This window comes from Algorimicrobium echini, assembly GCF_900115185.1.
GTDB lineage: Bacteria > Bacteroidota > Bacteroidia > Flavobacteriales > Flavobacteriaceae > Algorimicrobium > Algorimicrobium echini.
The window spans coordinates 353,665-378,584 of sequence record NZ_FOVN01000001.1 but is presented as its reverse complement, the minus strand read 5'-3'; the positions used below and the strand labels follow the sequence as shown (position 1 = coordinate 378,584).

At 33.5% G+C, this 24,920-nt stretch carries 28 protein-coding genes; 20 read left to right on the top strand and 8 right to left on the bottom strand.

The window, feature by feature from the left end:
- Nucleotides 1–24: 24 nt before the first annotated feature.
- From mutY to gldD, 5 genes are all read left to right on the top strand, one after another.
- Complete coding sequence (gene mutY, locus BM239_RS01860) at nt 25–1,077, top strand: A/G-specific adenine glycosylase (RefSeq protein ID WP_092205949.1); 1,053 nt, start codon at nt 25–27, stop codon at nt 1,075–1,077.
- 74 nt (nt 1,078–1,151) lie between these two features.
- The gene (locus tag BM239_RS01855) at nt 1,152–1,622 is read left to right on the top strand and encodes a single-stranded DNA-binding protein (protein ID WP_092205948.1); all 471 of its coding nucleotides are present in this window, start codon (nt 1,152–1,154) and stop codon (nt 1,620–1,622) included.
- Between the two features lie 22 nt (nt 1,623–1,644).
- Complete coding sequence (locus BM239_RS01850; RefSeq protein WP_092205947.1) at nt 1,645–2,949, top strand: gliding motility-associated protein GldE; 1,305 nt, start codon at nt 1,645–1,647, stop codon at nt 2,947–2,949.
- A gap of 22 nt (nt 2,950–2,971) precedes the next feature.
- Nucleotides 2,972–3,442, top strand: a complete 471-nt coding sequence (locus tag BM239_RS01845; RefSeq protein WP_092205946.1) for a hypothetical protein — start codon at nt 2,972–2,974, stop codon at nt 3,440–3,442.
- Nucleotides 3,443–3,633: 191 nt separating this feature from the next.
- Nucleotides 3,634–4,218 carry a gliding motility lipoprotein GldD gene (gldD, locus tag BM239_RS01840; RefSeq protein ID WP_092205945.1) on the top strand — a complete coding sequence of 195 codons (585 nt, stop codon included), beginning with the start codon at nt 3,634–3,636 and terminating at the stop codon, nt 4,216–4,218.
- A gap of 46 nt (nt 4,219–4,264) precedes the next feature.
- Here gldD and BM239_RS01835 read toward each other — a convergent pair whose 3' ends face one another.
- Entirely contained in the window at nt 4,265–4,798 is a 534-nt protein-coding gene (locus BM239_RS01835) for a heavy-metal-associated domain-containing protein (RefSeq protein WP_092205944.1), read from the bottom strand.
- A 91-nt stretch (nt 4,799–4,889) separates the two neighbouring features.
- On the opposite strand from BM239_RS01835, the gene BM239_RS01830 reads away from it, so the two are divergent.
- Nucleotides 4,890–5,768, top strand: coding sequence for a DMT family transporter (locus BM239_RS01830; protein ID WP_092205943.1), 879 nt, complete (start codon nt 4,890–4,892; stop codon nt 5,766–5,768).
- Between the two features lie 48 nt (nt 5,769–5,816).
- Here BM239_RS01830 and BM239_RS01825 read toward each other — a convergent pair whose 3' ends face one another.
- Together BM239_RS01825 and BM239_RS01820 are read right to left on the bottom strand one after the other, a co-directional pair.
- On the bottom strand, nt 5,817–7,880 hold the full coding sequence (locus BM239_RS01825; RefSeq protein WP_092205942.1) for a M16 family metallopeptidase: 2,064 nt from the start codon (nt 7,878–7,880) through the stop codon (nt 5,817–5,819).
- A gap of 1 nt (nt 7,881) precedes the next feature.
- Nucleotides 7,882–9,204 (bottom strand): M16 family metallopeptidase, encoded by a 1,323-nt coding sequence (locus tag BM239_RS01820; RefSeq protein ID WP_092205941.1) that lies wholly within the window; start codon nt 9,202–9,204, stop codon nt 7,882–7,884.
- 175 nt (nt 9,205–9,379) lie between these two features.
- On the opposite strand from BM239_RS01820, the gene BM239_RS01815 reads away from it, so the two are divergent.
- The 3 genes from BM239_RS01815 to rpmA all read left to right on the top strand — a co-directional run bounded on the left by BM239_RS01815 (nt 9,380) and on the right by rpmA (nt 10,900).
- Nucleotides 9,380–9,823 (top strand): DUF4199 family protein, encoded by a 444-nt coding sequence (locus BM239_RS01815; RefSeq protein WP_092205940.1) that lies wholly within the window; start codon nt 9,380–9,382, stop codon nt 9,821–9,823.
- A gap of 103 nt (nt 9,824–9,926) precedes the next feature.
- The gene (gene rplU / locus BM239_RS01810) at nt 9,927–10,604 is read left to right on the top strand and encodes a 50S ribosomal protein L21 (protein WP_092205939.1); all 678 of its coding nucleotides are present in this window, start codon (nt 9,927–9,929) and stop codon (nt 10,602–10,604) included.
- A 35-nt stretch (nt 10,605–10,639) separates the two neighbouring features.
- Nucleotides 10,640–10,900 (top strand): 50S ribosomal protein L27, encoded by a 261-nt coding sequence (gene rpmA, locus BM239_RS01805; RefSeq protein WP_092205938.1) that lies wholly within the window; start codon nt 10,640–10,642, stop codon nt 10,898–10,900.
- Nucleotides 10,901–11,119: 219 nt separating this feature from the next.
- Here the strand turns inward: rpmA and BM239_RS01800 are convergent, their stop codons facing one another.
- Both BM239_RS01800 and ahcY read right to left on the bottom strand, forming a co-directional pair.
- On the bottom strand, nt 11,120–11,587 hold the full coding sequence (locus BM239_RS01800; protein WP_092205937.1) for a DUF1569 domain-containing protein: 468 nt from the start codon (nt 11,585–11,587) through the stop codon (nt 11,120–11,122).
- Nucleotides 11,588–11,864: 277 nt separating this feature from the next.
- Nucleotides 11,865–13,181 (bottom strand): adenosylhomocysteinase, encoded by a 1,317-nt coding sequence (gene ahcY / locus BM239_RS01795; RefSeq protein WP_092205936.1) that lies wholly within the window; start codon nt 13,179–13,181, stop codon nt 11,865–11,867.
- 134 nt (nt 13,182–13,315) lie between these two features.
- On the opposite strand from ahcY, the gene BM239_RS01790 reads away from it, so the two are divergent.
- The 8 genes from BM239_RS01790 to BM239_RS01755 all read left to right on the top strand — a co-directional run bounded on the left by BM239_RS01790 (nt 13,316) and on the right by BM239_RS01755 (nt 20,576).
- The gene (locus BM239_RS01790; RefSeq protein WP_092205935.1) at nt 13,316–13,948 is read left to right on the top strand and encodes a 4'-phosphopantetheinyl transferase family protein; all 633 of its coding nucleotides are present in this window, start codon (nt 13,316–13,318) and stop codon (nt 13,946–13,948) included.
- Nucleotides 13,948–14,673, top strand: coding sequence for a phosphoglycerol geranylgeranyltransferase (locus tag BM239_RS01785; protein WP_092205934.1), 726 nt, complete (start codon nt 13,948–13,950; stop codon nt 14,671–14,673). The genes BM239_RS01790 and BM239_RS01785 overlap by 1 nt, the downstream gene beginning before the upstream one ends.
- 53 nt (nt 14,674–14,726) lie before the next feature.
- A complete protein-coding gene (locus BM239_RS01780) occupies nt 14,727–14,987 on the top strand; it encodes a thiamine-binding protein (RefSeq protein ID WP_092205933.1) in 261 nt (86 codons plus the stop codon).
- Nucleotides 14,971–15,603, top strand: coding sequence for a nicotinamide riboside transporter PnuC (gene pnuC / locus BM239_RS01775; RefSeq protein WP_092205932.1), 633 nt, complete (start codon nt 14,971–14,973; stop codon nt 15,601–15,603). Before BM239_RS01780 ends, pnuC begins: the two co-directional genes overlap by 17 nt.
- Entirely contained in the window at nt 15,564–16,124 is a 561-nt protein-coding gene (locus BM239_RS01770) for an AAA family ATPase (RefSeq protein ID WP_092205931.1), read from the top strand. Before pnuC ends, BM239_RS01770 begins: the two co-directional genes overlap by 40 nt.
- A 3-nt stretch (nt 16,125–16,127) precedes the next feature.
- Nucleotides 16,128–17,684 carry a DUF4301 family protein gene (locus BM239_RS01765; RefSeq protein ID WP_092205930.1) on the top strand — a complete coding sequence of 519 codons (1,557 nt, stop codon included), beginning with the start codon at nt 16,128–16,130 and terminating at the stop codon, nt 17,682–17,684.
- A 1-nt stretch (nt 17,685) separates the two neighbouring features.
- On the top strand, nt 17,686–18,090 hold the full coding sequence (arfB, locus tag BM239_RS01760) for an alternative ribosome rescue aminoacyl-tRNA hydrolase ArfB (RefSeq protein ID WP_092205929.1): 405 nt from the start codon (nt 17,686–17,688) through the stop codon (nt 18,088–18,090).
- Between the two features lie 239 nt (nt 18,091–18,329).
- Nucleotides 18,330–20,576 (top strand): TonB-dependent receptor, encoded by a 2,247-nt coding sequence (locus BM239_RS01755; protein WP_092205928.1) that lies wholly within the window; start codon nt 18,330–18,332, stop codon nt 20,574–20,576.
- A 113-nt stretch (nt 20,577–20,689) separates the two neighbouring features.
- Here BM239_RS01755 and BM239_RS01750 read toward each other — a convergent pair whose 3' ends face one another.
- Nucleotides 20,690–21,139 carry a hypothetical protein gene (locus BM239_RS01750; protein WP_092205927.1) on the bottom strand — a complete coding sequence of 150 codons (450 nt, stop codon included), beginning with the start codon at nt 21,137–21,139 and terminating at the stop codon, nt 20,690–20,692.
- Nucleotides 21,140–21,409: 270 nt separating this feature from the next.
- Between BM239_RS01750 and greA the strand changes: the two genes are divergently transcribed.
- A complete protein-coding gene (gene greA, locus BM239_RS01745) occupies nt 21,410–21,883 on the top strand; it encodes a transcription elongation factor GreA (protein ID WP_092205926.1) in 474 nt (157 codons plus the stop codon).
- Between the two features lie 115 nt (nt 21,884–21,998).
- On the top strand, nt 21,999–22,388 hold the full coding sequence (locus tag BM239_RS01740) for an HIT family protein (protein WP_092205925.1): 390 nt from the start codon (nt 21,999–22,001) through the stop codon (nt 22,386–22,388).
- Nucleotide 22,389: 1 nt separating this feature from the next.
- Here the strand turns inward: BM239_RS01740 and BM239_RS01735 are convergent, their stop codons facing one another.
- Both BM239_RS01735 and BM239_RS01730 read right to left on the bottom strand, forming a co-directional pair.
- On the bottom strand, nt 22,390–22,737 hold the full coding sequence (locus BM239_RS01735) for a hypothetical protein (RefSeq protein ID WP_092205924.1): 348 nt from the start codon (nt 22,735–22,737) through the stop codon (nt 22,390–22,392).
- 2 nt (nt 22,738–22,739) lie between these two features.
- Complete coding sequence (locus BM239_RS01730) at nt 22,740–23,909, bottom strand: sensor histidine kinase (RefSeq protein ID WP_092205923.1); 1,170 nt, start codon at nt 23,907–23,909, stop codon at nt 22,740–22,742.
- A gap of 121 nt (nt 23,910–24,030) precedes the next feature.
- Between BM239_RS01730 and BM239_RS01725 the strand changes: the two genes are divergently transcribed.
- Nucleotides 24,031–24,900, top strand: a complete 870-nt coding sequence (locus BM239_RS01725) for a flavin reductase family protein (RefSeq protein ID WP_092205922.1) — start codon at nt 24,031–24,033, stop codon at nt 24,898–24,900.
- Nucleotides 24,901–24,920 lie beyond the last annotated feature (20 nt).

Below are 24,920 nucleotides of genomic sequence, written 5' to 3'. Positions count from 1 at the left end.
TTTCGCCATTCGTATATTTCTTAAATGCAGATAACTAAAACTTTAATAAGCTGGTATTCAAATAATAAACGCCAATTGCCATGGCGAAATACCAAAGACCCATACTATATATGGCTATCTGAAATTATTTTACAACAAACCCAAATTAAGCAAGGTTTACCTTATTATGAGGCTTTTATAGAACAATATCCTACCGTTTTTGATTTAGCTAATGCAGATGAAGAAGCTGTTTTAAAACTATGGCAAGGTTTGGGGTATTATTCTCGTGCTCGAAATTTACACGCCACTGCCAAGTATATAGCATCTGAATTACATGGTGTTTTTCCAAATAGCTATTCCGGTTTATTGAAACTTAAGGGTGTTGGAGATTATACAGCAAGTGCCATAGCCTCCTTTTGTTTTAATGAGGTTGCTGCTGTTGTAGATGGTAATGTATATCGTGTTTTGGCACGGTTTTACGGCATTCAGACACCCATAAATACAACTGATGGTAAAAAAATGTTTAAAGCTTTAGCTTCGGATATTATAGATAGTAAAAATCCAGCCGATTTTAACCAAGCAATAATGGAGTTTGGTGCGCTTCAATGCAAACCAAATAATCCAAATTGTTCTGTTTGCCCACTAAAAGAGAATTGCGTTGCATTTCGAGAAAATACAATTAGTTTACTACCTGTTAAATTAAAAAATAACAAACCAAAAAAAAAGTATTTCAATTTTTTGGTATATATAATTAATGAACAACAAACAATTATAGAAAAAAGACATGGTAAGGGTATTTGGCAAAATCTATATCAATTTCCATTATTGGAATCCAAGCATAGCCTAGATGAAGTCGCGTTTTTGAAAGAATTACAGACTCGAGAAGAATTGGTTTTTGATGATTTAACTTTATTTAATTCAGTTGATATTGTCCATAAGCTATCGCATCAACATCTGTATACCAAGTTTTGGGTAATAAAGACATCTGTTATTCCTAAAAATAATAAACCAATTGCTATTTCTGAAATAGAAACTTTTGCGGTACCAATCCTTATTAAAAACTTTATTGATGTGTTCAATTTTCAATCTGAAATTTAGCGAGCTCATATTTTTTTATTAAATTTAAGTTTATGAATTGCAAAAGCGTAATTTTGCCAAACAAATAAAGTAACATGTCAGGAACATTAAATAAAGTCATGCTAATAGGGCATTTAGGAGATGAAGTAAAAATGCACTATTTTGAAGGTGGTGGCTGTATTGGTCGTTTTCCATTAGCAACAAATGAGACCTACACGAGTAAGCAAACTAATGAGCGGGTTACCAACACAGAGTGGCATAATATAGTTGTAAGAAATAAAGCTGCCGAAGTCTGTGAGAAATATTTAGGGAAAGGAGATAAAGTTTATATTGAAGGTCGGATAAAAACCAGAAAGTGGCAAGATGAAAGTGGAAACGACAGGTATTCTACAGAAATTCAATGTACAGATTTTACGTTTTTAACTACTAAAAATGATGGTGGAAACGCATCATCAAATCAACAACAGTCACAACAAAATCAATCCTCGCAAAGTGCAAAACCACGTCAAGAGCCAATTACTCCTAAACCAGAAGTTGATATGCCTGACGACGATTTACCATTTTAAACGTCATTAAAACTAACAATCATTGGACCTAGAACCTCCCAGTTTTTTATCATTAATTATTTCCGTTGATTATTCCATGCTATTTGGAATCGCATTACTGTTTTTATTATTATTGTGTTCGGCACTAATTTCTGGAGCCGAAGTGGCTTTATTCTCACTTACCAGAACGGATATTGAAAATGAAACAGAATCCAATGCAACGGCAATCAACATTATTTCTAAATTATTGGAACGGCCTAAAAAATTATTAGCAACCATACTCGTAGCTAATAATTTTATCAATATTGGCATTGTTATTCTCTTTGCTTATCTGGGTGAATTTATTTTTGAAGGAATTCAATCGGAACTTCTCCAATTTCTATTGGAAGTTGTTGTAATTACCTTTCTTATCTTATTGTTTGGTGAAATTTTACCAAAAATTTATGCCAGTCGCAACCGGATGAAATTTGCTCTATTTATGGCTTTCCCATTACGCGTTTTAGATGTGGTTTTTTCACCATTAAGTTTACCCATGCGAAGCATTACTTTAGGAATTCACAATAAATTAGGTAAACAGAAGTCGAATTTGAGTGTCGATCAATTATCGCAAGCACTGGAGTTAACTAGCGAAGCAGACACCACCAAAGAAGAACAGAAAATTTTAAAAGGCATTGTGTCCTTCGGTAATACAGATACCAAACAAGTTATGAGACCTCGAATTGATATTTTTGCTCTTAATATCAATCAGAAATATTTAGAAATTATTCCAGAAATTGTAGATAATGGCTATTCTAGAATTCCTGTTTTTGAAGAAAATATAGACAAAATAAAAGGTATTCTTTACGTAAAAGACTTATTGCCATTTCTAGATAGAAAACAATTTGATTGGACCAGCTTGTTGCGAGAGCCGTTTTTTGTTCCAGAAAACAAAAAACTAGATGATTTAATGGTGGAGTTTCAAGAAAAGAAAGTGCATTTAGCCGTTGTTGTTGATGAGTATGGTGGTACATCTGGGTTAATTTCATTAGAAGATATTATTGAAGAAATTGTAGGCGATATTAGTGATGAGTTTGATGATGAAGATTTGGTGTTCTCTAAACTAGACAATAATAATTACGTTTTTGAGGGAAAAACAGCTTTAAAAGATTTTTATAAAATTATAAAATTAGAGGATGATAGCTTATTTGAAGCTGAAAAAGGTGAAGCGGAAACCTTGGCTGGCTTTATTTTAGAATTCTCAAAAAGTTTTCCCAAACAGGGCAGTAAAATATATTTCGGAAATTACGTTTTTATCATTGAAGCATTTGATAAAAAACGGATTACTCGTGTGAAGGTGACAATACCTTAAAGTTAGCAATAATTAAGACAAAATGAGAAAATTAACTTCAGTATTTACATTCGCTTTATTATTTAATTTAATTTTTGGTTGTAGCTCTCTCACTGGAGAAGAAATAGCTCGACTTCCAATAAATCAACTTACTATAAGTGATGATAATTTAATTAGTAAGGAGGCAACTCTTTCTTTGAAAAAAGGGGAGGAAATAGCTGTTTGGTCAGAAATGGATATAGAATACGAAGGAAACGTAGATCTGAGATTCCAAATAGAGGTTTCTAAGAACGGTGAAAATATAGGAGTACTTGAAATTGACCCTACGGACAAAAACATAACAATTGGAGAACTAAAATCTTCAATAAATAATAAAACAAGCTGGAGTTTTACTGGTAAAAATTCAGAAATAACAATAGAAGATAATGGAGAATATACTTTCAAGGGAATTTTAATTGCATCTGAAAATCCAACTTTAAAAATAGATAAAGCTGAGATAATACTAAAAAAATAAACTACTGCTAACTTAAGTTGTATATAAAAAATTGCTAGTTTTAGCTTAACCAATGTGGGTTTCTTTGTATGTTAGCTTCTGATTTTCCTTCAGAAAATCTATGCACTCAAACTACGCAACTTTTCAAGAACTGTGTTAGAAAACAACAACTTAAGTTATACAAAACTATTATTCATTAATATTAATATTGTATGAAATTAAATAATATTCTCATTGCAATTCTAGTCATTACAATTACAGCATGCGGTAATGACACTTTACCAAAACCTGCGGCACATTTACGATTAGAATATCCTAAAGCCGACTATAAAAAACTAGAAGCTGGTTTTCCATTTACCTTTGAAAAAAACGAATTGGCCACGCAAATTAAAGCGCGAACTATTGGAAATGATTCTAGTAGTTATGGAATAGATTTAATGTATCCTGCATTAAAGGGCACCATTTATTTAACCTATAAACCAATTAACAATAATAAAGAACGGTTATTAACCTTGCTTAAAGATGCGCAAGGATTTACACAAGAGCATACCGTAAAGGCAGATGAGATTGCGGAGCAACTTTACGAGAATAAAGAGCGAAAGGTTTACGGCATGTTTTATGAAGTTGGCGGTAATGCAGCATCACAATCCCAGTTTTATGTAACGGACAGTACCAGTCATTTTTTAACAGGATCCTTATATTTTTATGCAAAACCTAATTTCGATTCTATTTTACCTGCAGCAAAATATCTGCAAAAGGATATCCAACATATTATGGAAACCGTAACCTGGAAATAAAAAAAGCCACTCATTTGAGTGGCTTTTTGATATTATAAAATTGTAATTAAGCCTTCGCTTTATCTGCACAACATGCCATTTTACAGTCTTCAGCACAAGCTGTTTTTTCAGCCTCTGTTTTGTCTGCACAACAGGCTTTTTTACAATCCTTATCACATGCTTTTTTTGCTGTAGTACCATTTGGGTTTGCTTCTGAATCAAAACTATCTACCGTTTTCATATCTTTTACTGAATACACATCGCCAGCCTTTTTAACAACTTCTTCCAAACTTGTTGGTGTTACTTTAGCTTCATCATATTCTACCATAGCAATACGGGTGTCAAAATCAACTTTAGCCGATTTTACACCATCCATTTTAGCCATTTTCTTTTCAATGGTTTTGGCGCATCCCATGGCGCATGTCATACCTTCAATGGTAAATTCTGCCTTGGCATATGTGGCATTAGGGTCTAATTCAGCAACGGCAACTTCAGTAGCTTCTGTTTCAACCGTTACAACTTCAGGAGCTGTTTCATTTTTACAACTTGCAAATGCAAGCATCAGCACAGCAAGTGTCATTATATTTTTAATTGTTTTCATTATGATTAAATATTAAGTTCATTACAAAATTACTAAATATTGCTATTTATTGCATTTAAAATTGGAATTTTGTGCCTTGAAAGATTCCTATATGAAGCAAATTGATAGTAAGTGGTTGTATTTAGTCGTCCTTTCCGTGATTTGGGGTACGTCGTTTATTTTAATTAAAAAGTCACTTTTAGGGTTAACGCCCTATCAATTAGGGGCTATAAGAACTATTATTACTGGAATTTTCTTACTTATTGCCGGTTTTAATAAGCTTAAAACCATTGATAAACAGCAGTGGAAATGGATAGGACTTTCGGGTTTGTTAGGTTCTTTTTTTCCTGCCTTTTTATTTGCTATTGCTGAAACCGAAATTGATAGTGCTGTAGCGTCAATTTTAAATTCATTAGTGCCTTTAAATACAATCTTGTTGGGATTTGCAGTATTTAAAATTGCTTCAACCAAACGGCAAGTATTAGGTGTTATTATTGGGTTTATTGGAACAGCAATTCTTATTTTAAAAGGTGCCGAGTTAAACCCAGAACAAAACTATTTATATGCTGGGTTTGTTATTATTTCAACTATCATGTATGCCGCCAATGTGAATATTATTAAACGGTATTTGCAAAATGTGAAACCATTGGCTATTGCTGCAGGTAATTATGCGGTAATTATTATTCCTGCTTTAGTCGTTTTATTTTGTGCGGATTTTTTTACTTCTGAAACTCTTGAAAACCCAAATTTAAAAATGGCTTTGTTGTATGTTACCGTCTTATCTTTTTTTGGGACTGCTTTAGCTAAAGTACTTTTCAATAAATTAGTGCAAATATCAACGCCTGTTTTTGCGTCGTCTGTTACGTATTTAATGCCAATAATTGCTTTGGTTTGGGGTGTTTTAGATGGTGAAGGTTTTAGTGTTTGGCAAGGTTTAGGGTCGCTTATTATTTTAATTGGTGTTTATTTATCGCATAAGCGAAAAAAATAAAAGCCTGAAGTTTCCTTCAGGCTTTAAAACAGTAATTGTTAATTTCTATTATTCGAAATCGGCATCTGTAACGCCTTCATTTACTTTAATTTCTTTTACAATAAAGTCAATTGTTCTTGGGCCCATTGTTTGTGAAATTTTAAAAGGAAATTTAATACCTGAAACATCTTTATAATTACTATAAAATGTAGCTGATTGTCCCATTTCTGAAGCTTCTACTTCTTTAATTTTTAAACCAGTTTCTACACTGTAATATAAGGAGGTTTTTTCGTCAACTTTTATTTTATAAGCGTTTTCGCCATCAATTTTTTCAATTTTTTCTAGAGTAACACCGCCATTTAAGTAATTAACTTCTGGGAAAGGAGACGATTCAACTTGAGCAACCTTTACTTCGTCTTCTGTCATGTCTTTACGTTGTCCTTGAGCAAGTGAATATCCAACATTTCCGTCTAAAACTTGTTTTTGAGTTTGACCCATAACGCTGATTTGTTGTAAAGATTGATTTTTAATGGTTTTCTTCATTTCTAAATTAATAACCACTCCAGGTTGCAATTCAGCTTCAGCTGTTATATAAACAGAATTAACTTTATCTAAATTAACTTTACCACCAATAGCATCAATATAGGCATTTAGCACTTTATTGGCATTCATATCAGCTGGCATTTCAATTTCGTATTCTGGTTTCTCTGTTAAATCTGCATATTTATCATAATAGCGAATTGGTAAACCAACCTTTTCAAGATTTTCAAGAACTTCACTTCCGTTTCCAACTACAATAACGCGTGCATTTTCTGGGCGCATGTATTTTTTTGCAGCAGCTTGCACATCAGCAATGGTTACGTCATTGACTTTTTGAAGATAGGTTTCGTAAAAATCTTTTGGTAAATTATTTAACTTGATATTTAAAGCGTAATTGGCAATAGTTTGTGGGCGCTCAAGTGCCATAACAAAGTTTCCAGTATATTTTGCCTTAACATTACGTAATACTTCGGCATCTACTGGTTCGTTATTAATGCGTTTAATTTCTTTTAAGGTTTCAACAACTGCACTATCAGTTACAGCATTTCTTACTTTAGCTGTTGTGCTAAATCGGCCCATTCCATATCGATTGGCTCCAAGACTAGAATAAGAACCGTATGTATAACCATGCTTTTCACGAAGGTTTAAAAATAAATAACCTTCACCACCACCACCTAGAATTTCATCTGCAATTAGGGCGGAAAAATAATCGGGATCATTCATTTTTAATGATACGTTGTTGGTTACGGAAATATTAGATTGGGTAGCACCTGGTACATCAATAAAATTAATTTGTGGAACAGGCAAGCTTTCAGCTGGTTTAGGAATTGTGCTTGATACACTTGCGCCAGTTTCCCAATTTTTAAAGTACTTTTTTACTTGTTTTTCAATCGTTCTAAAATCTACATCACCAATAACCACTAAATAGGCATTGGTTGGATTCATGTATTGCTGGTAATATGCTTTTACATTATCGAATGTGATATTGTTGATAGTTTCAATGGTTGTAAATTCACCATATGGGTGTTCTTTACCAAATGATAGGGCACTTCCAACTCGACCAGCAATGGCATCTGGATTTTTATCGCTGTTTTTTAAGTTTTCAATTAGTTTTGTTTTTTCGGCTTCAAATTCTTCTTCTGTTAATAAAGGATTGATAACTGCATCAGCCATTAACTCTAAAATACGCTCAGAGTATTTTGATAAGGAACTGGCATAACCATTTCCAAAACCTATATTAAGGCTAGCGCCAAGAAAGTCTATTTCCTCATTAAAAGCATCTTTAGGGATTGAGGTTGTTCCGTTACCTAACATAGCACCTAAAACACTGGTTACTCCAGCTATCTCACCTTCAAAAATTGGATTGTTATCAATTCGTAAAGAGTAGGATACGCGTGGTAATTTATGATTTTCAACAACTAAAACTTTTAAGCCGTTTTTTAATTCAAATTCACCAGGTTCTTCTAATGTAATTTTTGGAGCTGGTCCTGCTTTAGGTTGTTTTGATCGGTCTATTTGAGCTGATATGCTCAAAGTGATAAAGAACAGGATTACAAAAGCAGATAATTTCGTTTTTATTGTATATGTATTCATCTTATTGATCGTCTTTTTTTGGTAAGTAATCTATTTCTACACGTTGATTAGGACTTAAATATTTTTTTGCAACGTTTTGTATCTCTTCTCTTGTTATTGAGCGGTAAATATCTATTTCATTATTTATAAGGTTTACATCGCCATATAATAAGTAATAAGAAGCCAACGATTCGGCAATTCCAGAGATACTAGAGTTTGAATTTACGAATTGATTTTCAAACTGGTTTTGAAGTTTTTGATAATCGCGTTCTGAAATTAATTCATTTTGAATTTTTACAATCTCTTCATCCATTTCGGATAATAAGGTTTGAATCGTAACTTGATCACCTAATGGTAAAGCGAATAAGGCAAAAATATTATAATCAACTTGCGGAATGTTTACAGCTTGAACTGTTAATGCTTGTTTTTGTTCGTCTACTAATTTTTTATATAACACCGAACTTTTTCCACCACTTAAATACGTAGAAATCATATCCAACACACGTGCGTCTCTGGTTGCCATGCCTGGAGTTCTATAAGCAGCAATGATAGCAGGCGTTTGAATGTTTTTATCGTAAGTTGTTGCTTTTATAGTTTTCGTAATTGGTTCTTCAACTGGAAAATCACGAACGACTTCTGGTCCTTTTTTAACGGCACCAAAATAATCTTTTACTAACGTTTTTGTTTTTGCAATATCAATATCTCCAGCAACAACTAAAACAGCGTTGTTAGGTACATAATATTTATCAAAGAATGCCATAAACTCATCCAGAGTAGCTGCGTCTAAATGAGCCATTTCACCAATATTAGACCCTTTGTAAGGGTGAACGGAGAATAAATTCTCACCAATAGTATTTAATAGCTGGCCATAAGGTCTGTTATCAAAACTTTGACGTTTTTCTTCCTTGACAACTTCGTTTTGTGTGTCTACACCAACTTGATCAATAACAGGGTGTAGCATGCGCTCAGATTCTAACCATAAGCCTAACTCTAATTTATTAGATGGAAATACCTCAAAATAGTACGTTCTGTCTTGTGATGTGTTTGCATTAAAAGTTCCTCCATTGGCTGGAATTATTTTCATGAATTCGCCACGCCCAATGTTTTCGGTTCCTTCAAACAATAAGTGTTCAAAAAAGTGGGCAAAACCAGTTCGGTTTCGATCACCATCTTTACCGCCTACATCATACATTACTGAAGTAGATACTACAGGAGCTGTATTGTCTTGATGCAGAATAACGTGTAATCCATTATCTAAATCAAATTCTTCAAATTTCACTTCTTGTGCAACACTAGTCAGGATGGCTAGCAAACATGCAGAAAAAGTTAATAATCCTTTTTTCATGTGTTTGTGTTTTTGTTTAATGACATCTAATATGTCTGTTATGTATTCAATATGTTACAATTTTTCAAAAATAAGAAATACTTACCGCTTTTATATCAATTGTTAAAAAAACATAAACAAATTATTAATTGCCATAATTTTTTACGAAATTTAAGAACCAATAAAAAATTGATATATGAAAAACTTAATATTACCAGTAAGATTTGGCCTTATTACTAGTGCTGTATTAATTGCTTATTTTTTAGTTTTGGCACTCTTTAATAAGCATACAAATCCAGCTTTTAGTTTTTTAAATGCAGTTATTACTGCTTTTGGTATTTTTGAAACCATACGGTATTATAAATTAGAACAAGGTGCTAACTTTACGTATTCAGGTGGTTTTATTGCTGGCTTAATAACAGGAATTATTGCTACTGTCCTTTTTACGCTGTTTTTTCTACTATACATAACAGAAGTTAATGCTGATTTTGTGTCAGAGGTTTTAACGCTTGTAGACTTTGGATCGCCAGTTAGCGTAGGTGTCATGACCTTTGTAGTTGGTATTATGGGAGTAGCAACAACAGTTATATCTGCTTTTACAGTTATGCAGTATTTCAAAAAAAGTTGGAATATTTCTTAATTTAAATAAAACGTTTGTAGTTTAATTATTTAGCAGTATATTTGCATCCGCTTTCCGTAGGGTTAGCAATGTTAATATACTAATTTAATAAAAACGTTACGCTATGTACGCAATTGTAGAGATAGCAGGGCATCAATTTAAAGTTGAAAAAGACCAAAGAGTTTTTGTTAATCGTTTAGCAGCAGAAGAAGGTAAGGAAGTTTCTTTCGATAACGTTCTTTTAGTAGCGGATGGTGACAATATAACTGTAGGCGCCCCAGCTATAACTGGAGCTCAAGTAGGAGCAAAAGTTTTAAAGCACCTTAAAGGTGATAAAGTTATTGTTTTCAAAAAGAAAAGACGTAAAGGTTACCGTGTTAAAAACGGACACAGACAATCTTTAACTGAAATTGTAATTGAAAGCATTGTGGCTTCAGGAGCTAAAAAAGCTGAAAAAACTGAAAAAGCAAAACCAGCTAAAGCAGAAAAAGCTGCTCCAGCAAAAAAGGAAGCTAAAAAAGCTGCTCCTAAAAAATCAACTGCAAAAGCAGACGATTTAAAGAAAATTGAAGGTGCTGGACCAAAAGCTGCCGAAGCATTGGTAAATGCAGGATTTGAAACATTTGCTAAAATAGCAAAAGCGAAACCAGAAGCATTAAGCGCTGTATTAACAGAAGCAAGTTCAAGATTAGCTCACATTGTGACAGACACTTGGCCAAAACAAGCGGCTTTAGCTGCTGAAGGTAAGTGGGATGAACTTAAAGAATTACAAGATAAATTAGACGGCGGAATCGAGAAATAATTTCGCTATTATTAATAACATAAAACCTTAAGACAATGGCTCATAAAAAAGGAGTTGGTAGTTCGAAGAATGGTAGAGAATCAGAATCAAAACGTTTAGGCGTTAAGATTTTTGGTGGACAAGCTGCTGTTGCTGGAAATATCATCGTAAGACAAAGAGGTAATACACATCACCCAGGTGAAAATGTGTATGGTGGAAAAGACCACACGTTACACGCTAAAGTGGACGGACTAGTGAAATTTACAAAGAAAAAAGATAACAAATCTTATGTTTCTGTTGAACCTTTCGAGGCTTAAGAAACAATTTCTTGAATGTATTTAAAAACCCTTTCCAGTTTGGAAAGGGTTTTTACTTTTTGAAAATTTAGTTTTATTTTAATGTTATTACGTGTTCATTAATAAAAGTGTTTCTAAGATGTTTATTAAGTTAATATAGGATAACGTAATAATTATAAAATGCTCTGTCCACTAGAGGTATAAATAATTAAGTTCCAATTATCTTCATTCATCCTAAATTTACCTTTTCTTCAAAATATCACATATAATCTTTACATGATGATGGGTGTGTAGTTCTAAAAATCGATAAATTCTTTTTTTGTTTACATCGCCAAAAAATGGGTGCTTAAAAAAGGCATTTTTATCTAAATTAGGAATGGTGTCAATATTTGTCCTTGCTAGTTGCAATTGATTTACTAGGTCTCCTTTTATAATTGTTTCTGGTGGTTTAACGTTTTTTGGTGCTTTTGCCTTTCCTCTCGGGAAAAACCCTAGCGTAAAAAACAATTTGCCCATGAAACTAAAATCATTTTTATACAAAGTAGGGTCTGAAGACTGTAAAGTTATTACAACTTGATTAATAACTTTACAGCTATGGTCTATGTGCCAGCCAACACTTGCTTTTGAAATTTTTGAGTTAGCAACCTCATACTGATTTATATGGTTTTCTAAACTGTCTATTAATACATGCAATTTTTTTGAGCTCATAGATATAGTGTTTTTGCAAAACGAAGTTACGTATTTAAAAGCTATGGTTTAGTTGCTTTTTGCGATAAGGATTACTCTTGCATTTCTACTTTAATAAATAAGAAATCGTGAATGCTATGCGTTTGTAACGGCATTCTTTTTTGAGGTACGATAAAAAGATACAGTGGAAGGCCTGGTACTACTTAGCTTTTAGCGAAGTGGCAATTGCCCAAAAAAAATCCCAAACATAACAGCTTGGGATTTTATATTACAAGATTTCTGCCTTCACAGGAATTAATTAGTATCTGTAGTATTCTGGCTTATAAGGGCCTTCAACGGCTACACCAATATATTTGGCCTGATCGTCTTTAAGTTCAGTAAGCTCTACACCAATTTTTTCTAGGTGTAATTTAGCTACTTTTTCATCTAAATGTTTTGGAAGCATATATACTTGGTTTTCATAAGCTTCTTTATTTGTCCATAATTCAATTTGTGCCAGCGTTTGGTTTGTGAACGAATTACTCATTACAAAACTTGGATGTCCTGTTGCACAGCCTAAATTAACTAAACGTCCTTGCGCTAAAATAATAACGTCTTTTCCATTTACGGTATACTTATCAACTTGTGGCTTAATAACATCTTTGGTGTGACCATGGTTTTTGTTTAACCAAGCCATATCAATTTCGTTATCAAAATGCCCAATGTTACAAACAATGGTTTTATCTTTCATAGCCTCAAAATGCTCACCACGAACAATGTCTTTATTACCTGTAGTGGTAATTACAATGTCGGCATTTTCAACAACGGTTTCTAATTTTTTCACTTCGAAACCATCCATAGCAGCTTGAAGCGCACAAATTGGATCGATTTCTGTAACAGTTACAATACTTCCAGCGCCTTTAAAAGAGGCTGCAGTACCTTTTCCAACATCACCATAACCACAAACAACTACGCGCTTTCCAGCTAACATAATATCTGTTGCACGACGGACAGCATCTACCGCACTTTCTTTACAGCCGTATTTGTTATCGAATTTTGATTTAGTAACCGAATCATTTACATTAATAGCAGGCATAGGTAATGTTCCTGCTTTTACACGTTCGTATAAACGGTGAACACCTGTAGTGGTTTCTTCTGAAAGACCATTAATACCTGCAGCTAATTCTGGATATTTGTCTAAAACCATATTGGTTAAGTCGCCACCATCATCTAAAATCATGTTTAGTGGTTTTCTGTCTTCACCAAAAAATAAGGTTTGTTCAATACACCAATCAAACTCTTCTTCAGTCATGTCTTTCCAAGCATAAACTGCAGTTCCTGCTGCTGCAATAGCTGCTGCAGCCTGATCTTGTGTTGAGAAAATATTACATGAGCTCCACGTTACTTCAGCACCTAAAGCTTGTAATGTTTCTATTAAAACTGCCGTCTGGATGGTCATATGCAGACAACCAGCAATACGTGCACCTTTTAATGGTTGTTCATTTTTATATTCTTCACGAAGACTCATAAGTCCTGGCATTTCTGCTTCAGCTAATTCTATCTCTTTTCGTCCCCAAGCCGCAAGCGACATATCTTTTACCTTATTTGGTACGTAAGCAACTGTTTTTGTAGTCATAGTATTATTTTTCTTATTTTTTTTATGCCCTAACAACTTTGGCAATAGGACTTAAAATAGTTAAATTCGCTTGTCACTATTGTTAAACCTGCTTTAGGCAGTGCAAAGATAACTAATAACTTTTAGAATATTAAATGCCGCTTTATAAAACCCTTATTCCCAACTCACAAACTACTGTTAAAATCTGGAAGATAGATGAATCCTTTGATGATTTATTAAAACCAATTTTTTTAAAACCTGAAAGTTTAAATCGTGTTTTAGGTATGAAAAGTGAGCTGCACCAACGTGGTTTTTTAAGTGTTAGGCATTTGCTAGCTGAATTTGGTTATACCGATTCTGATTTGTTTTATGATGACAATGGAAAACCTCACTTAAAAGACGGCAAGCATATTTCCATAACGCATTCCTTTACATTTTCTGGAGTTGTTGTCAGCGAAAATGTAGTAGGAATTGATATTGAAAAGCAACGTGATAAAATAGGCATCATTGCTCATAAGTTTATGGATTACGAAAACCAATATTTGAATAGAGATGCCGATGATTATATTCGGAAATTGACCGTTGTTTGGTGTATTAAAGAATCGCTTTACAAATTGTTTGCCACTCCAGGATTGAGTTTTTTACAACATACATTGGTTATTCCATTTGAATTAGTAGATACCGAAACACGTGCTTGGATAGATTATGATAATAAAAAACATGGTTACGATACCACTTTTTTAGAGTTTGAAGGTTTTACCTGTGCGTTTGCTTTACCAATTTCTTAATGAAAACAATTTACAAACACATATTACAAGATGCTACGTCTGGTAAAAAAATATTAGCTGTTTTAATCGATCCTGATAAAATAGCTATAAAGCACATTCCCAGTTTTATGGGAAAAGTAAATAAATCTGTAGCGAATTATGTTTTTGTAGGTGGAAGTGATGTTGCCGAACAACAAACAGAAATTGTTGTACAAACAATTAAAAAGCATACTCGTTTACCAATTGTTTTATTCCCAGGCGATATAACACAAATAACGAACCAAGCTGATGCGCTCTTATTTTTATCACTAATTTCAGGCAGAAATCCAGATTATTTAATTGGTAAGCATGTTGAGGCTGTTTCTAAATTGAAAGATTCAAATTTAGAAATTATTTCAACCGGTTATATTTTAATTGAAAACGGTAAACAAACAGCAGTACAACGTGTAACTGAAACCGTTCCATTACAGAATAACAATATTCAATTAATAGCCGACACAGCAAAAGCAGGGGAGTTACTCGGTATGAAACTCATATATTTAGAAGCAGGAAGTGGTGCGTTGCAGCCTGTATCCAAGGAAATAATTAAAAAAGTAAAAACCAACATTAGCATACCATTAATTGTGGGAGGTGGAATTAGAAATTTAAAACAATTAAAACAAGCCTACCAGGCAGGAGCCGATTTAGTAGTCATTGGAACTGCTTTTGAAAATGATGAATCTTTTTTTGATGAACTTCAAGATTGATACTGTCACCGCAAACGTAGTCGAGAGGCTTTAAATTTAAAGTAAGTATAAATATGAAAATATCCGTAGAGTTAACCTTAACACCGTTGCATGATGACTACGAACCAGCCATCATTCACTTTATTAAAAAGTTACGAGCGTCAGATTTAAAAGTTCTTGAAAACCCATTAAGCACCCAGGTTTATGGGGATTATGATGCGGTAATGGAATTATTAACCGTAGAAATAAAAGAAGCCTTTGAGCTCATTGAACGCGGTTTGCTTCACATGAAAATAGTGAAATCAGATAGACAAGATTATGAACCTCATTTTTGATTACCTGTTTGGTCAATACAGCAATTATGCTACTCTAGATATTGTACTCGAAATAATAGCGGTTATTTTCGGATTTCTATCGGTTTGGTACTCGAAACAGAACCATATTTTTGTGTTTCCAACAGGAATTATTAGTACAAGTATTTTTGTATATCTATTGTTTCAATGGGGATTATTAGGCGATATGATTATTAACGCCTACTATTTTATAATGAGTATTTATGGTTGGTATATTTGGACACGTAAAATAGATGATACGCAAGAAACACCAATTACATCATGGAATAAAAGGGATAAACAGATTTCAATTGGAATTGCCGTTGCAGCGGTAGTTTTTGTTGCTGTTATTTATCAAATTTTTAATAAATGGAGTAGTTGGGTGTCGTATGTTGATATTCTAACAACTGCCATATTTTTTGCCGGAATGTACCTCATGGCAAAACGAAAAGTTGAAAATTGGATTTTCTGGATTATTGGCGATATTATTTCGGTGCCATTATATTTCTACAGAGGATTTACATTTACTAGCCTGCAATATTTAGGTTTTACAGTTTTAGCAATTTACGGTTATTTAGCATGGAAGAAATACTTAAACAAGACGAGAGTCATTGCATAAAAATTGTGCTATTTGGTCCTGAATCTACTGGAAAAACCATACTAGCTAAAAAATTGGCTGCATATTATAATACACTATGGGTTCCGGAATATTCCAGGATTTATGCCGAAAATAAAGCCAAAATGCATGAGGTATTAACCCAAGATGATGTATTGCCAATAGCGGAAGGGCAAATGGCATTAGAAAATAAATTGACTAAACAAGCCGATAAATTACTAATTTGCGATACTGATTTACTGGAAACAAAAGTTTACAGTGAAGCTTATTATCAAGACTTTACTTCAGTACGCTTAAATAAATTTGCCATAGAAAATTACTATAATCTTTATTTTTTAACTAATATTGATTTACCATGGGAACCTGATGGCATTCGCGATAAACCGCATGAAAGAGAACCTATGTTTCAAGCTTTTCAAAGTGCGTTGGAAACCCATCAAAAACCATATGTATTATTAAGTGGTAATCTAACAAATCGGTTTGAAGTTGCCGTAAAACATATTAATGAATTATTAAATAAATAATAGATGACTTTTTCTGAAAAGGACATAAAACAAATAGAATCCAAAGGACTAACCGTTGAAAGTGTCAATAAACAACTGCAAACGTTTCAATCTGGTTTGCCATTTTCAAATTTGGTAGCAGCGGCAACTATTGATAATGGGGTTTTACGGCTTAATGTTTCAGAAATCGATAAATTAATAGCTCTTTTTGATGCAAAAAAAGACCAATTTGATATTATCAAATTTGTTCCAGCCTCTGGAGCAGCTACCCGAATGTTTAAATTTCTATTTCAGTTTTTAGAAGAATATGATCCAGCTGTAGAAACAATTAATTCATACATGAATACGCGTGACGATAAGAGTTTGCACATATTTTTTGTAGGTATTGAAAAATTTCCATTTTATAGTGAGGTCATGGACTTACTTCTTAAAACGTATCCTGATTTTTCAAATTTAGATGATAGTTTCCGCTCGCAACTATTTGTAAAAGCTATGTTAGATGAAAACGGCTTAAATTATGGTAATTCGCCAAAAGGATTGTTGCCATTTCACGAATATAAAAACAAAATCATCTCTACTGCTTTTGAGGAGCATTTGTTTGAATCTGCTTTATATGCGTCTTGTAACAAGCGTGCTAAACTACATTTTACCATTTCAGAAAACCACAAGGACAAATTCAGTAACGAATTTTTAAGAATTGAAGAAAAAGTGGAACGCAAAACGGATTCTCAATTTGATATTTCGTTCTCTTATCAAAAAGAATCAACAGATACCATTGCTGTAACACCAAAAGATGAGCCTTTCAGATTGGAAAATGGTGATCTATTATTTCGTCCATCTGGACATGGTGCACTAATTGAGAATTTAAACGATTTAGATGCCGATATTATTTTTATTAAAAACATTGATAATGTAGTCGTTTATAAATACAAGGAAGAGGTTGCCAAAAACAAAAAAATATTGGCTGGGATACTGATGGAAATTCAACAACAAGCGTTTCAATATCTAGAGCAGATAGAGAAAGGCCAACTAACGCACAAAGAAATTGTTGAGATAGCTGAATTTTTAACCAATAAAATGCAGGTAAAAATTTCAACTGAATTTGAAAAATATGCTGAAAAGTATCAAATTGAATACCTTCAAAACAAATTGAATAGACCCATTCGCGTTTGTGGCATGGTTAAAAATGAAGGTGAACCTGGTGGTGGGCCATTTTGGGTAAAAGATGAAGGAGGAACCGTTTCACTTCAAATTGTTGAGTCGGCTCAAATAAATCAGAAGAATAAACACCAGAAAAGTATTTTAAAGAATGCCACACATTTTAATCCTGTTGATTTGGTTTGTGGTGTAAAAGATTACAGAGGCCGTAAATTTGATCTCACCCAGTTTGTTGATGATAAAGCGGCATTTATTACCAAAAAAACACGTTTAGGAAAAGAATTGAAGGCTTTGGAATTACCGGGTTTGTGGAATGGTAGCATGGCCAATTGGAATACAATTTTTGTTGAAGTGCCACTCATTACCTTCAATCCAGTTAAAACAGTAAATGATTTATTAAAATCGCCACATCAAATTAAATAATATGTTTGATGCAGCTTTACTTATTACAGAATTATCATTTAAAGCGGTAAGAAGTTCGGGTGCTGGAGGGCAGCATGTAAATAAAACATCCTCTAAAGTGGTATTGAATTGGGATTTACCAAATTCGCAGGTATTTTCGGAAAATCAGAAAACACGACTTTTTAAAAGCCTAAATAACCGGTTAACAACCGATGGTGTATTAATTCTCTCTAGTGACGATAGTCGCAGTCAACACAAAAATAAAGACTTGGTTATTAAGCGCTTTTTAGAGATGATAAAGATAGGATTAATCGTGCCTAAAAAGCGAAAACCGACTAAAGTTCCGAAAGCTGTAAAGCTTAAAAGACTTTCCTATAAGAAAAAAAATGCTGAAAAGAAGGCTAATAGAAAGCCACCTGAAGTTTAGCAGAATAATTATACATTATCCTTTTTTAATTATGCATTGTTAATTACATTTGCAGCGTTCTCATAAAGGGGTGCCCAATAACGGCTGAGATCATACCCATTGAACCTAGAACAGGTAATGCTGTTTAGGAAAATAACAATAATTTTGTCATGTTGTACGTAGATACGTATGGCAACAAATAAACTAATTTTTTAACCAGAATAATCACCTCTTTTTATTCGCTAAATTTATTTTATCGAATGAAATTTTTATTCAACAACGCGTCAGTTTTTCGCTGGCAACATCTTCAAAAAGCAGGATTGCTTTCCTTTTTTTTAACAACGTCTTTTGGAATGTTTTCACAAGAAAAACCACAAGATTCTACGAAATTAGAAACTTTAGACGAAGTTTTAGTACGATCGGTTCGTGTACAAGCCGATTCGCCAATTACCCATTCCAATCTTTCAAAAGAAGAAATAGAGCAACGTAATTTGGGTCAAGATATTCCTATTTTACTTAATTATTTGCCATCTGTAGTTACCACATCAGATGCAGGAGCAGGTGTTGGTTATACTGGTATTCGCGTGCGTGGTATTAATGCACAATCTACTAACGTAACTATTAATGGTATCCCTTATAATGATGCGGAATCTTTAGGTACATTTTGGGTGAATTTAAACGATTTTGCCTCGTCGGTAGAGAGCCTGCAATTACAACGTGGCGTTGGGACATCTACCAATGGGTCAGGAGCATTTGGAGCGAGTATAAACGTATTAACGGATGCTGTTTCCAACGAGGCTTATGGCGAATTTGCTAATTCATTTGGGAGTTTTAATACCCGTAAGCACACCTTAAAATTTAGTACAGGTTTGCTAAATGATCGCGTAGAATTTGCTGGACGTTTATCAAATATAAAATCGGATGGTTATATAGATCGTGCTTCATCCGATTTAAAATCGTATTTCCTACAAGGATCTTATAAATCGGCAAATACCTTGATAAAAGCCATTACATTTTCGGGCAAAGAAATAACCTATCAGTCTTGGAACGGCTTGGAAGATTTAGAGAAATTAGAAAATGATAGAACCTATAACACAGCAGGTGAATATACAGATGAAAATGGCAATACCCAGTTTTACGAAAATGAAGTAGATAATTATCAACAGGACCATTATCAACTCCATTGGAACCAACGTTACGATAACAATTGGTCTACCAACATGGCGTTCAATTATACCGCAGGACGTGGTTATTTTGAGCAATATAAAGAGGATGCCGAGTTTGCCGATTATGGTTTAAATGAGATTGTAATTGCAACGGATACGATTTCGGAAACGGATTTGGTAAGACGTCGTTGGTTGGATAATGATTTCTATGTAGTGAATGCCAATGCGAACTACAAAAATAATCAGCTAGATGTGATTTTTGGTGGTTCTTATAGTTATTATGATGGTGGTCACTTTGGTGAGATTATTTGGGCACAATTTGCCAGTAATAGTATGAATACCGATCGTTATTATGAAAGTACTGGAATAAAATCGGATCTGAATTTTTTTGGAAAAGGAACGTTTAAATTGAATAAGAACATTAGCCTCTTTGCAGATTTGCAGTTGCGACTCGTGGATTATACCATTGATGGTTTAAATTCGGATAGAATCCCATTTGATGTAGATGAAAATTATGCCTTTTTTAATCCAAAAGCAGGAATTACCTATTCGTTCAATTCAAACAATAGTATGTATTTCTCGTATGCACGTGCCAATCGTGAGCCAAGTCGCGATGATTTTGAAAATAATGCAGACGTAAAACCAGAGCAATTAAATGATTTTGAATTAGGTTGGCGACATGATACTGAAAAATTTCGTTTAAATGTGAATGCCTATTACATGTTGTATAACGAGCAATTAGTTTTAACAGGAAACATTGATCAGTCTGGAAATCCAATTCGTACCAATAGTGGTGATAGTTACCGTTTAGGTTTGGAAGTGGAAGCTGCAGTACAAATTGGTAACAAATGGCGCTTACAACCTAGTATAACTTGGAGTTCCAATAAAAACAAAGAGACAATTACGGAGTTTGATGGTGGTTTGGTAAATTTCGGTAAAACTGATATTTCCTTTTCTCCAGAGTGGATTGCATCCAATGCGTTAACATTTCAACCAGTTACTAATTTACAATTAACCCTTTTAAGTAAATTTGTTGGCGACCAGTTTATGAGTAATACAGAGGCGGAAGCCTCCAAATTGGATAGTTATTTTATTAATGATTTTAATGTTAATTATGAGTTATCCTTCCAAAGAGATGAAAATACTAAACCATTTTTAAAATCAATTTTGTTTTCTGGCCTTGTAAATAATATTTTTAATGTCAAGTATGAATCCAATGGTTACTATTATACCTATGATGATACCTGGTCTAATCCACCACAAGTGTCAACTATTGAAGGTGCTGGTTTTTATCCACAAGCAACTACTAATTTTTTATTGGGAATGACCTTGAAGTTTTAAGAAGATTATGTGTGTAAAATAATCTCATAAATTAAAAAACTGCCTAAAACAAATTATCGTTTTTAGGCAGTTTTTTAATTTTCTCAATTTATAAATGAAAAACGCTATGCTTTCTAATTATTATAAACCCGAATAATATTTCCTGTTTTTTCAACAAAATAGCGTTTCAAACCATATTGTCCTGTAGTGCCTTCTTGTGGTTGGCCTGTTAAAATATCATAGGAATTATCATCATCACAAGTACAAGAAGCAATAACGCCTGTAACGGTTAATTTCGAGCAATCGCGAATAACATGATTTGGGTCAGATAGTTCAAAAGCATTATAATTATTGCCACCTGCATAAAAAACCACCACACCATTAATGCCGTAATTATTATTTAATATCACATAATTATTTGGGAATTCCATATCACTATACTGTGGTAAATTGGTGTTTATTAAAGTACCTGTATCAAAATTGTAGTTAGGTAAAAATTCATTTTGGCGCACTATATCATCATCATTTTTATTACAAGACGTAAAAAAAACAGATGCAAAAACAAGTAAAAACAGATATTTCATAACCAATTATTTTTTGAAGGCAATTTACAACAAAAACCCAAGCGTATAAAAAATTTCGTATATTTAGCTGACTTGCATATTGCTGTTCAAATCGATTAAAGTCTAGCTACTTATCATAGTATTAACAAGTGGTAAACTTACAAGAATCAAAAAAATTGTGTAGCTTTGTATTTATATCTCGTGCAAGCGGGATTTTTTTATGCTGAACAGATTTGGCGCTAACAGTCCATTTGTTTTCAGCATCTTTTTATTATTATAAAACATGACGTTATGAGTAAAGTATCTTATTATACACCCGAAGGATTAAAGAAATTACGTGAAGAGTTACGCCAATTAAAAGATGTTGAGCGTTCAAAAGCATCTCAAGCCATTGCAGAGGCCAGAGATAAAGGTGATTTAAGTGAAAATGCCGAGTATGATGCTGCTAAAGAAGCCCAAGGTATGTTGGAGATGAAAATATCTAAATTAGAAAGTGCTTTAGCTGGCGCCAGAGTTATTGACGAATCGCAATTAGACAACTCTAAAGTATTGGTGCTTTCCAAAGTGAAAATAAAAAATCAAACCAACGGCATGGAAATGACCTATACCTTGGTTGCCGATGGTGAAGCCGATTTAGCTTCCGGAAAGTTATCTGTTAACTCACCAATTGGTAAAGGTTTGTTGGGCAAATCTGTTGGCGAAGTTGCCGAAGTGCAAGTGCCAAATGGCGTTATGAAATTTGATATTTTAGAAATATCTAGATAATAAGCTCGCTTCCCATTACGGGAGGAACGATAAATAGTAACCACGAAATTATTCTTGAAAAGATTCCCTTAAAGCGGGAATCTTTTTATATTTACAGGTATACTAATAGCATACTATGGCAACACTGTTCACAAAAATAATTAATGGCGACATTCCGTGTTATAAAATTGCGGAAACTGAAGATTATTTCGCTTTTTTAGACATTAATCCTAATGCCAAAGGGCATACGCTCTGTATTCCAAAACAGGAAGTTGATAAATTATTTGATTTAGATGAGGTTTCTTATCATGGTTTGTTAGAGTTTTCTAGACAAATAGCATTAGCCATTAAAAAAGCTGTGCCTTGTAAACGTGTTGGTTTAACCGTTATTGGTTTGGAAGTTCCGCATGCACACGTGCATTTAATTCCATTAAATACCATGGAAGATGCGCGCTTTATTTCTAAAGAGAAATTAACAGAAGAAGATTTTGAAAACGTAGCGAAAGCAATTAGAGCGCATCTGTAACTTAATTAAAGAACACGGTTGCTGCAATTCCAACGGCTATAATTCCAATTAGAATGCCAATAGCTAACCAAGCTGTTTTTTTTAATTTAAAGGACGCTTTTTTAGGAACATAAGCGCGTTGTTGGTATTCAAAAACCCGATCAATATCATCGGTCCAATTTACAGGGTAAATGGTTGTTTCACAGGTTTTACAATTAAGTTCGTGGGCTGTTTCGGTAGTTAACGATTTGTAAAAGGAGGTTTCTACAAATTTCTGCTTAAACGTAAAATGTAAACCATTGGTGTTATAACATTCTGGACAGTTATTATTAATGGCCACTTCTTTAATTGTTATAAATCTATCATCCATAATTAGGTTGTTTTTAAAAGGATTTGCATGCTAGTCCCTTTATCAATTTCAGATTCAAGCACATAAATTTTTCCGTTGTGGAATTCTTCAATAATTCGTTTGGCTAAAGATAGGCCCAATCCCCAACCACGTTTTTTTGTTGTAAAACCAGGGTCAAAGATACGTTTAAATTGATTTCTAGTAAGTCCTTTTCCAGTATCTGTAATCTTTATTTTTACATTATCTTCTAATTGCGAAATGATTATTGTTAATTTTCCTTTGCCACGCATGGCATCGATGGCATTTTTTACCAAATTTTCAATAGTCCAACTAAAAAGCTGTTTGTTTAGTTGTACATAAATAGGGTTTTCTGGTACCGAAATGTCAAATTCAATAAGTTTAGATGAACGCGTTTTTAGGTAGTCATAAGACTCTAATGTTTCGGCCACAATATCCGCTTTTTCTAGTTTTGGTAAGGAGCCTATTTTACTAAAACGTTCCGTTATAGTTTGCAGGCGACTAATATCTTTTTCTATTTCTAGAATGTATTCCGGATTTACCTGTTCGGTTTTAAGTATTTCTGTCCAGCCAATTAAAGATGATAATGGTGTTCCTATTTGATGCGCTGTTTCCTTGGCCATTCCAGACCATAATTTGTTTTGTGTGGCAATTTTTGTACTCCGGTAAAAAAAGTAAGCAACAGCACCAAATAATATAATAATCAGTAATAAAGCAAGTGGGTAGTATTTGAGTTTCGTAATTAAAGGTGAATTACCATAGTATAGATAACCACCATGAATTTTCTGATTAGTTTTAGGGTCTATATAAGAAAGTTCAATAGGTTTGTTTTCAGTAGCTAACTCAGCGATGAGTTTATTTGTGCTTTCTTCATTTTTAAGTTGGTTCTCTTCAATATTATTGGTTAAGCCAATAACCCCTTCAGCATCAACAACTACTATTTGGTTGTCGTTTTTGCTAATTAATACTTTAGATACCATAGGGTTTACGTCATCATCCAGCATGTTTTTTTGAAACTCTGTTTGTGCAAATGCCCAGATGTCCATTTTTTGACGTTGCTCTTCTTTAAAATATTGAAAAAACACAAAAGTATTCCACAGAATTAAGGATATAATAACAAAACTTGCGGCAACAATGATATAACGAGTAAGATTTCGGTATTTGGAAAAAAGCATAGGTTTATTTTGGAATGTTAATATAATGGAAATCTGTTAATAATATTGTGTGAGATGATAACCAAATCGTTTTTAGTTCGTTATTAGATTAATTACATTTGTGCAAATTAATAAAGTTTTCATGATTTCATTTGAACCTAAAGAATTATCAACAGGCAAGTTACACGGTTATCTGTTAAGTGCTGTAGCTCCAAGGCCTATTGCATTTGCAAGTACAATGGATGCGGATGGAAACCCTAATTTATCGCCTTTTAGTTTTTTTAATGTATTTAGTGCTAATCCACCGATACTCATTTTTTCTCCTGCTCGTCGTGTTCGAGACAATACTACCAAACATACATTAGAGAACGTTTTAGCTACAAAAGAAGTAGTAATTAACGTGGTAAGTTTTGATATGGTTCATCAAATGTCATTAAGTAGTACGGAGTATCCGTTAGGCGTTAATGAGTTTGATAAGGCAGGTTTTAGCATGTTGAAATCTGATTTGGTAAAACCATTTCGCGTAGCTGAATCGCCTGTTCAATTTGAATGTAAGGTAAATGAAGTGGTTCATTTGGGAACTGAAGGAGGCGCAGGTAATCTAGTTATTTGTGAGGTTGTAAAACTTCATATGGATGAAGATATATTGGATGAAAATGGACAAATTAATCAAGAAAAGCTCGATTTGGTTGCCAGAGCAGGTGGCAGTTATTACAGCCGTGCAAAAAAAGGGTTTTTTGAAATCCCGAAGCCATTATCAACGTTAGGAATTGGTGTGGATCAAATGCCAGATCATGTAAAGAATAGTATGATTTTAACCGGAAATGAACTAGGTATGCTGGCAAATGTAGAAGTTTTACCAACAGCAGAAGCTGTTCAAGAATTTTTGGAATCAGTTAGTGAGCATCATCCTAATATTAAAGATGCTAATCACAGAAAAAAACATAAATTGGCAAAAAACTATTTGAGCTTTGGTGATTTGGATAGTGCCTGGAAAATATTATTATCATAACACAGAAAATTAAATTTAAC

What these genes read in the sequence shown, in the direction of transcription:
- mutY (WP_092205949.1), top strand. Translation starts at nt 25, where the DNA reads ATGCAGATAACTAAAACTTTAATAAGCTGGTATTCAAATAATAAACGC.
- BM239_RS01855 (WP_092205948.1), top strand. Translation starts at nt 1,152, where the DNA reads ATGTCAGGAACATTAAATAAAGTCATGCTAATAGGGCATTTAGGAGAT.
- BM239_RS01845 (WP_092205946.1), top strand. Translation starts at nt 2,972, where the DNA reads ATGAGAAAATTAACTTCAGTATTTACATTCGCTTTATTATTTAATTTA.
- gldD (WP_092205945.1), top strand. Translation starts at nt 3,634, where the DNA reads ATGAAATTAAATAATATTCTCATTGCAATTCTAGTCATTACAATTACA.
- BM239_RS01835 (WP_092205944.1), bottom strand. Translation starts at nt 4,798, where the DNA reads ATGAAAACAATTAAAAATATAATGACACTTGCTGTGCTGATGCTTGCA.
- BM239_RS01830 (WP_092205943.1), top strand. Translation starts at nt 4,890, where the DNA reads ATGAAGCAAATTGATAGTAAGTGGTTGTATTTAGTCGTCCTTTCCGTG.
- BM239_RS01825 (WP_092205942.1), bottom strand. Translation starts at nt 7,880, where the DNA reads ATGAATACATATACAATAAAAACGAAATTATCTGCTTTTGTAATCCTG.
- BM239_RS01820 (WP_092205941.1), bottom strand. Translation starts at nt 9,204, where the DNA reads ATGAAAAAAGGATTATTAACTTTTTCTGCATGTTTGCTAGCCATCCTG.
- BM239_RS01815 (WP_092205940.1), top strand. Translation starts at nt 9,380, where the DNA reads ATGAAAAACTTAATATTACCAGTAAGATTTGGCCTTATTACTAGTGCT.
- rplU (WP_092205939.1), top strand. Translation starts at nt 9,927, where the DNA reads ATGTACGCAATTGTAGAGATAGCAGGGCATCAATTTAAAGTTGAAAAA.
- rpmA (WP_092205938.1), top strand. Translation starts at nt 10,640, where the DNA reads ATGGCTCATAAAAAAGGAGTTGGTAGTTCGAAGAATGGTAGAGAATCA.
- BM239_RS01800 (WP_092205937.1), bottom strand. Translation starts at nt 11,587, where the DNA reads ATGAGCTCAAAAAAATTGCATGTATTAATAGACAGTTTAGAAAACCAT.
- ahcY (WP_092205936.1), bottom strand. Translation starts at nt 13,181, where the DNA reads ATGACTACAAAAACAGTTGCTTACGTACCAAATAAGGTAAAAGATATG.
- BM239_RS01790 (WP_092205935.1), top strand. Translation starts at nt 13,316, where the DNA reads ATGCCGCTTTATAAAACCCTTATTCCCAACTCACAAACTACTGTTAAA.
- BM239_RS01785 (WP_092205934.1), top strand. Translation starts at nt 13,948, where the DNA reads ATGAAAACAATTTACAAACACATATTACAAGATGCTACGTCTGGTAAA.
- BM239_RS01780 (WP_092205933.1), top strand. Translation starts at nt 14,727, where the DNA reads ATGAAAATATCCGTAGAGTTAACCTTAACACCGTTGCATGATGACTAC.
- pnuC (WP_092205932.1), top strand. Translation starts at nt 14,971, where the DNA reads ATGAACCTCATTTTTGATTACCTGTTTGGTCAATACAGCAATTATGCT.
- BM239_RS01770 (WP_092205931.1), top strand. Translation starts at nt 15,564, where the DNA reads ATGGAAGAAATACTTAAACAAGACGAGAGTCATTGCATAAAAATTGTG.
- BM239_RS01765 (WP_092205930.1), top strand. Translation starts at nt 16,128, where the DNA reads ATGACTTTTTCTGAAAAGGACATAAAACAAATAGAATCCAAAGGACTA.
- arfB (WP_092205929.1), top strand. Translation starts at nt 17,686, where the DNA reads ATGTTTGATGCAGCTTTACTTATTACAGAATTATCATTTAAAGCGGTA.
- BM239_RS01755 (WP_092205928.1), top strand. Translation starts at nt 18,330, where the DNA reads ATGAAATTTTTATTCAACAACGCGTCAGTTTTTCGCTGGCAACATCTT.
- BM239_RS01750 (WP_092205927.1), bottom strand. Translation starts at nt 21,139, where the DNA reads ATGAAATATCTGTTTTTACTTGTTTTTGCATCTGTTTTTTTTACGTCT.
- greA (WP_092205926.1), top strand. Translation starts at nt 21,410, where the DNA reads ATGAGTAAAGTATCTTATTATACACCCGAAGGATTAAAGAAATTACGT.
- BM239_RS01740 (WP_092205925.1), top strand. Translation starts at nt 21,999, where the DNA reads ATGGCAACACTGTTCACAAAAATAATTAATGGCGACATTCCGTGTTAT.
- BM239_RS01735 (WP_092205924.1), bottom strand. Translation starts at nt 22,737, where the DNA reads ATGGATGATAGATTTATAACAATTAAAGAAGTGGCCATTAATAATAAC.
- BM239_RS01730 (WP_092205923.1), bottom strand. Translation starts at nt 23,909, where the DNA reads ATGCTTTTTTCCAAATACCGAAATCTTACTCGTTATATCATTGTTGCC.
- BM239_RS01725 (WP_092205922.1), top strand. Translation starts at nt 24,031, where the DNA reads ATGATTTCATTTGAACCTAAAGAATTATCAACAGGCAAGTTACACGGT.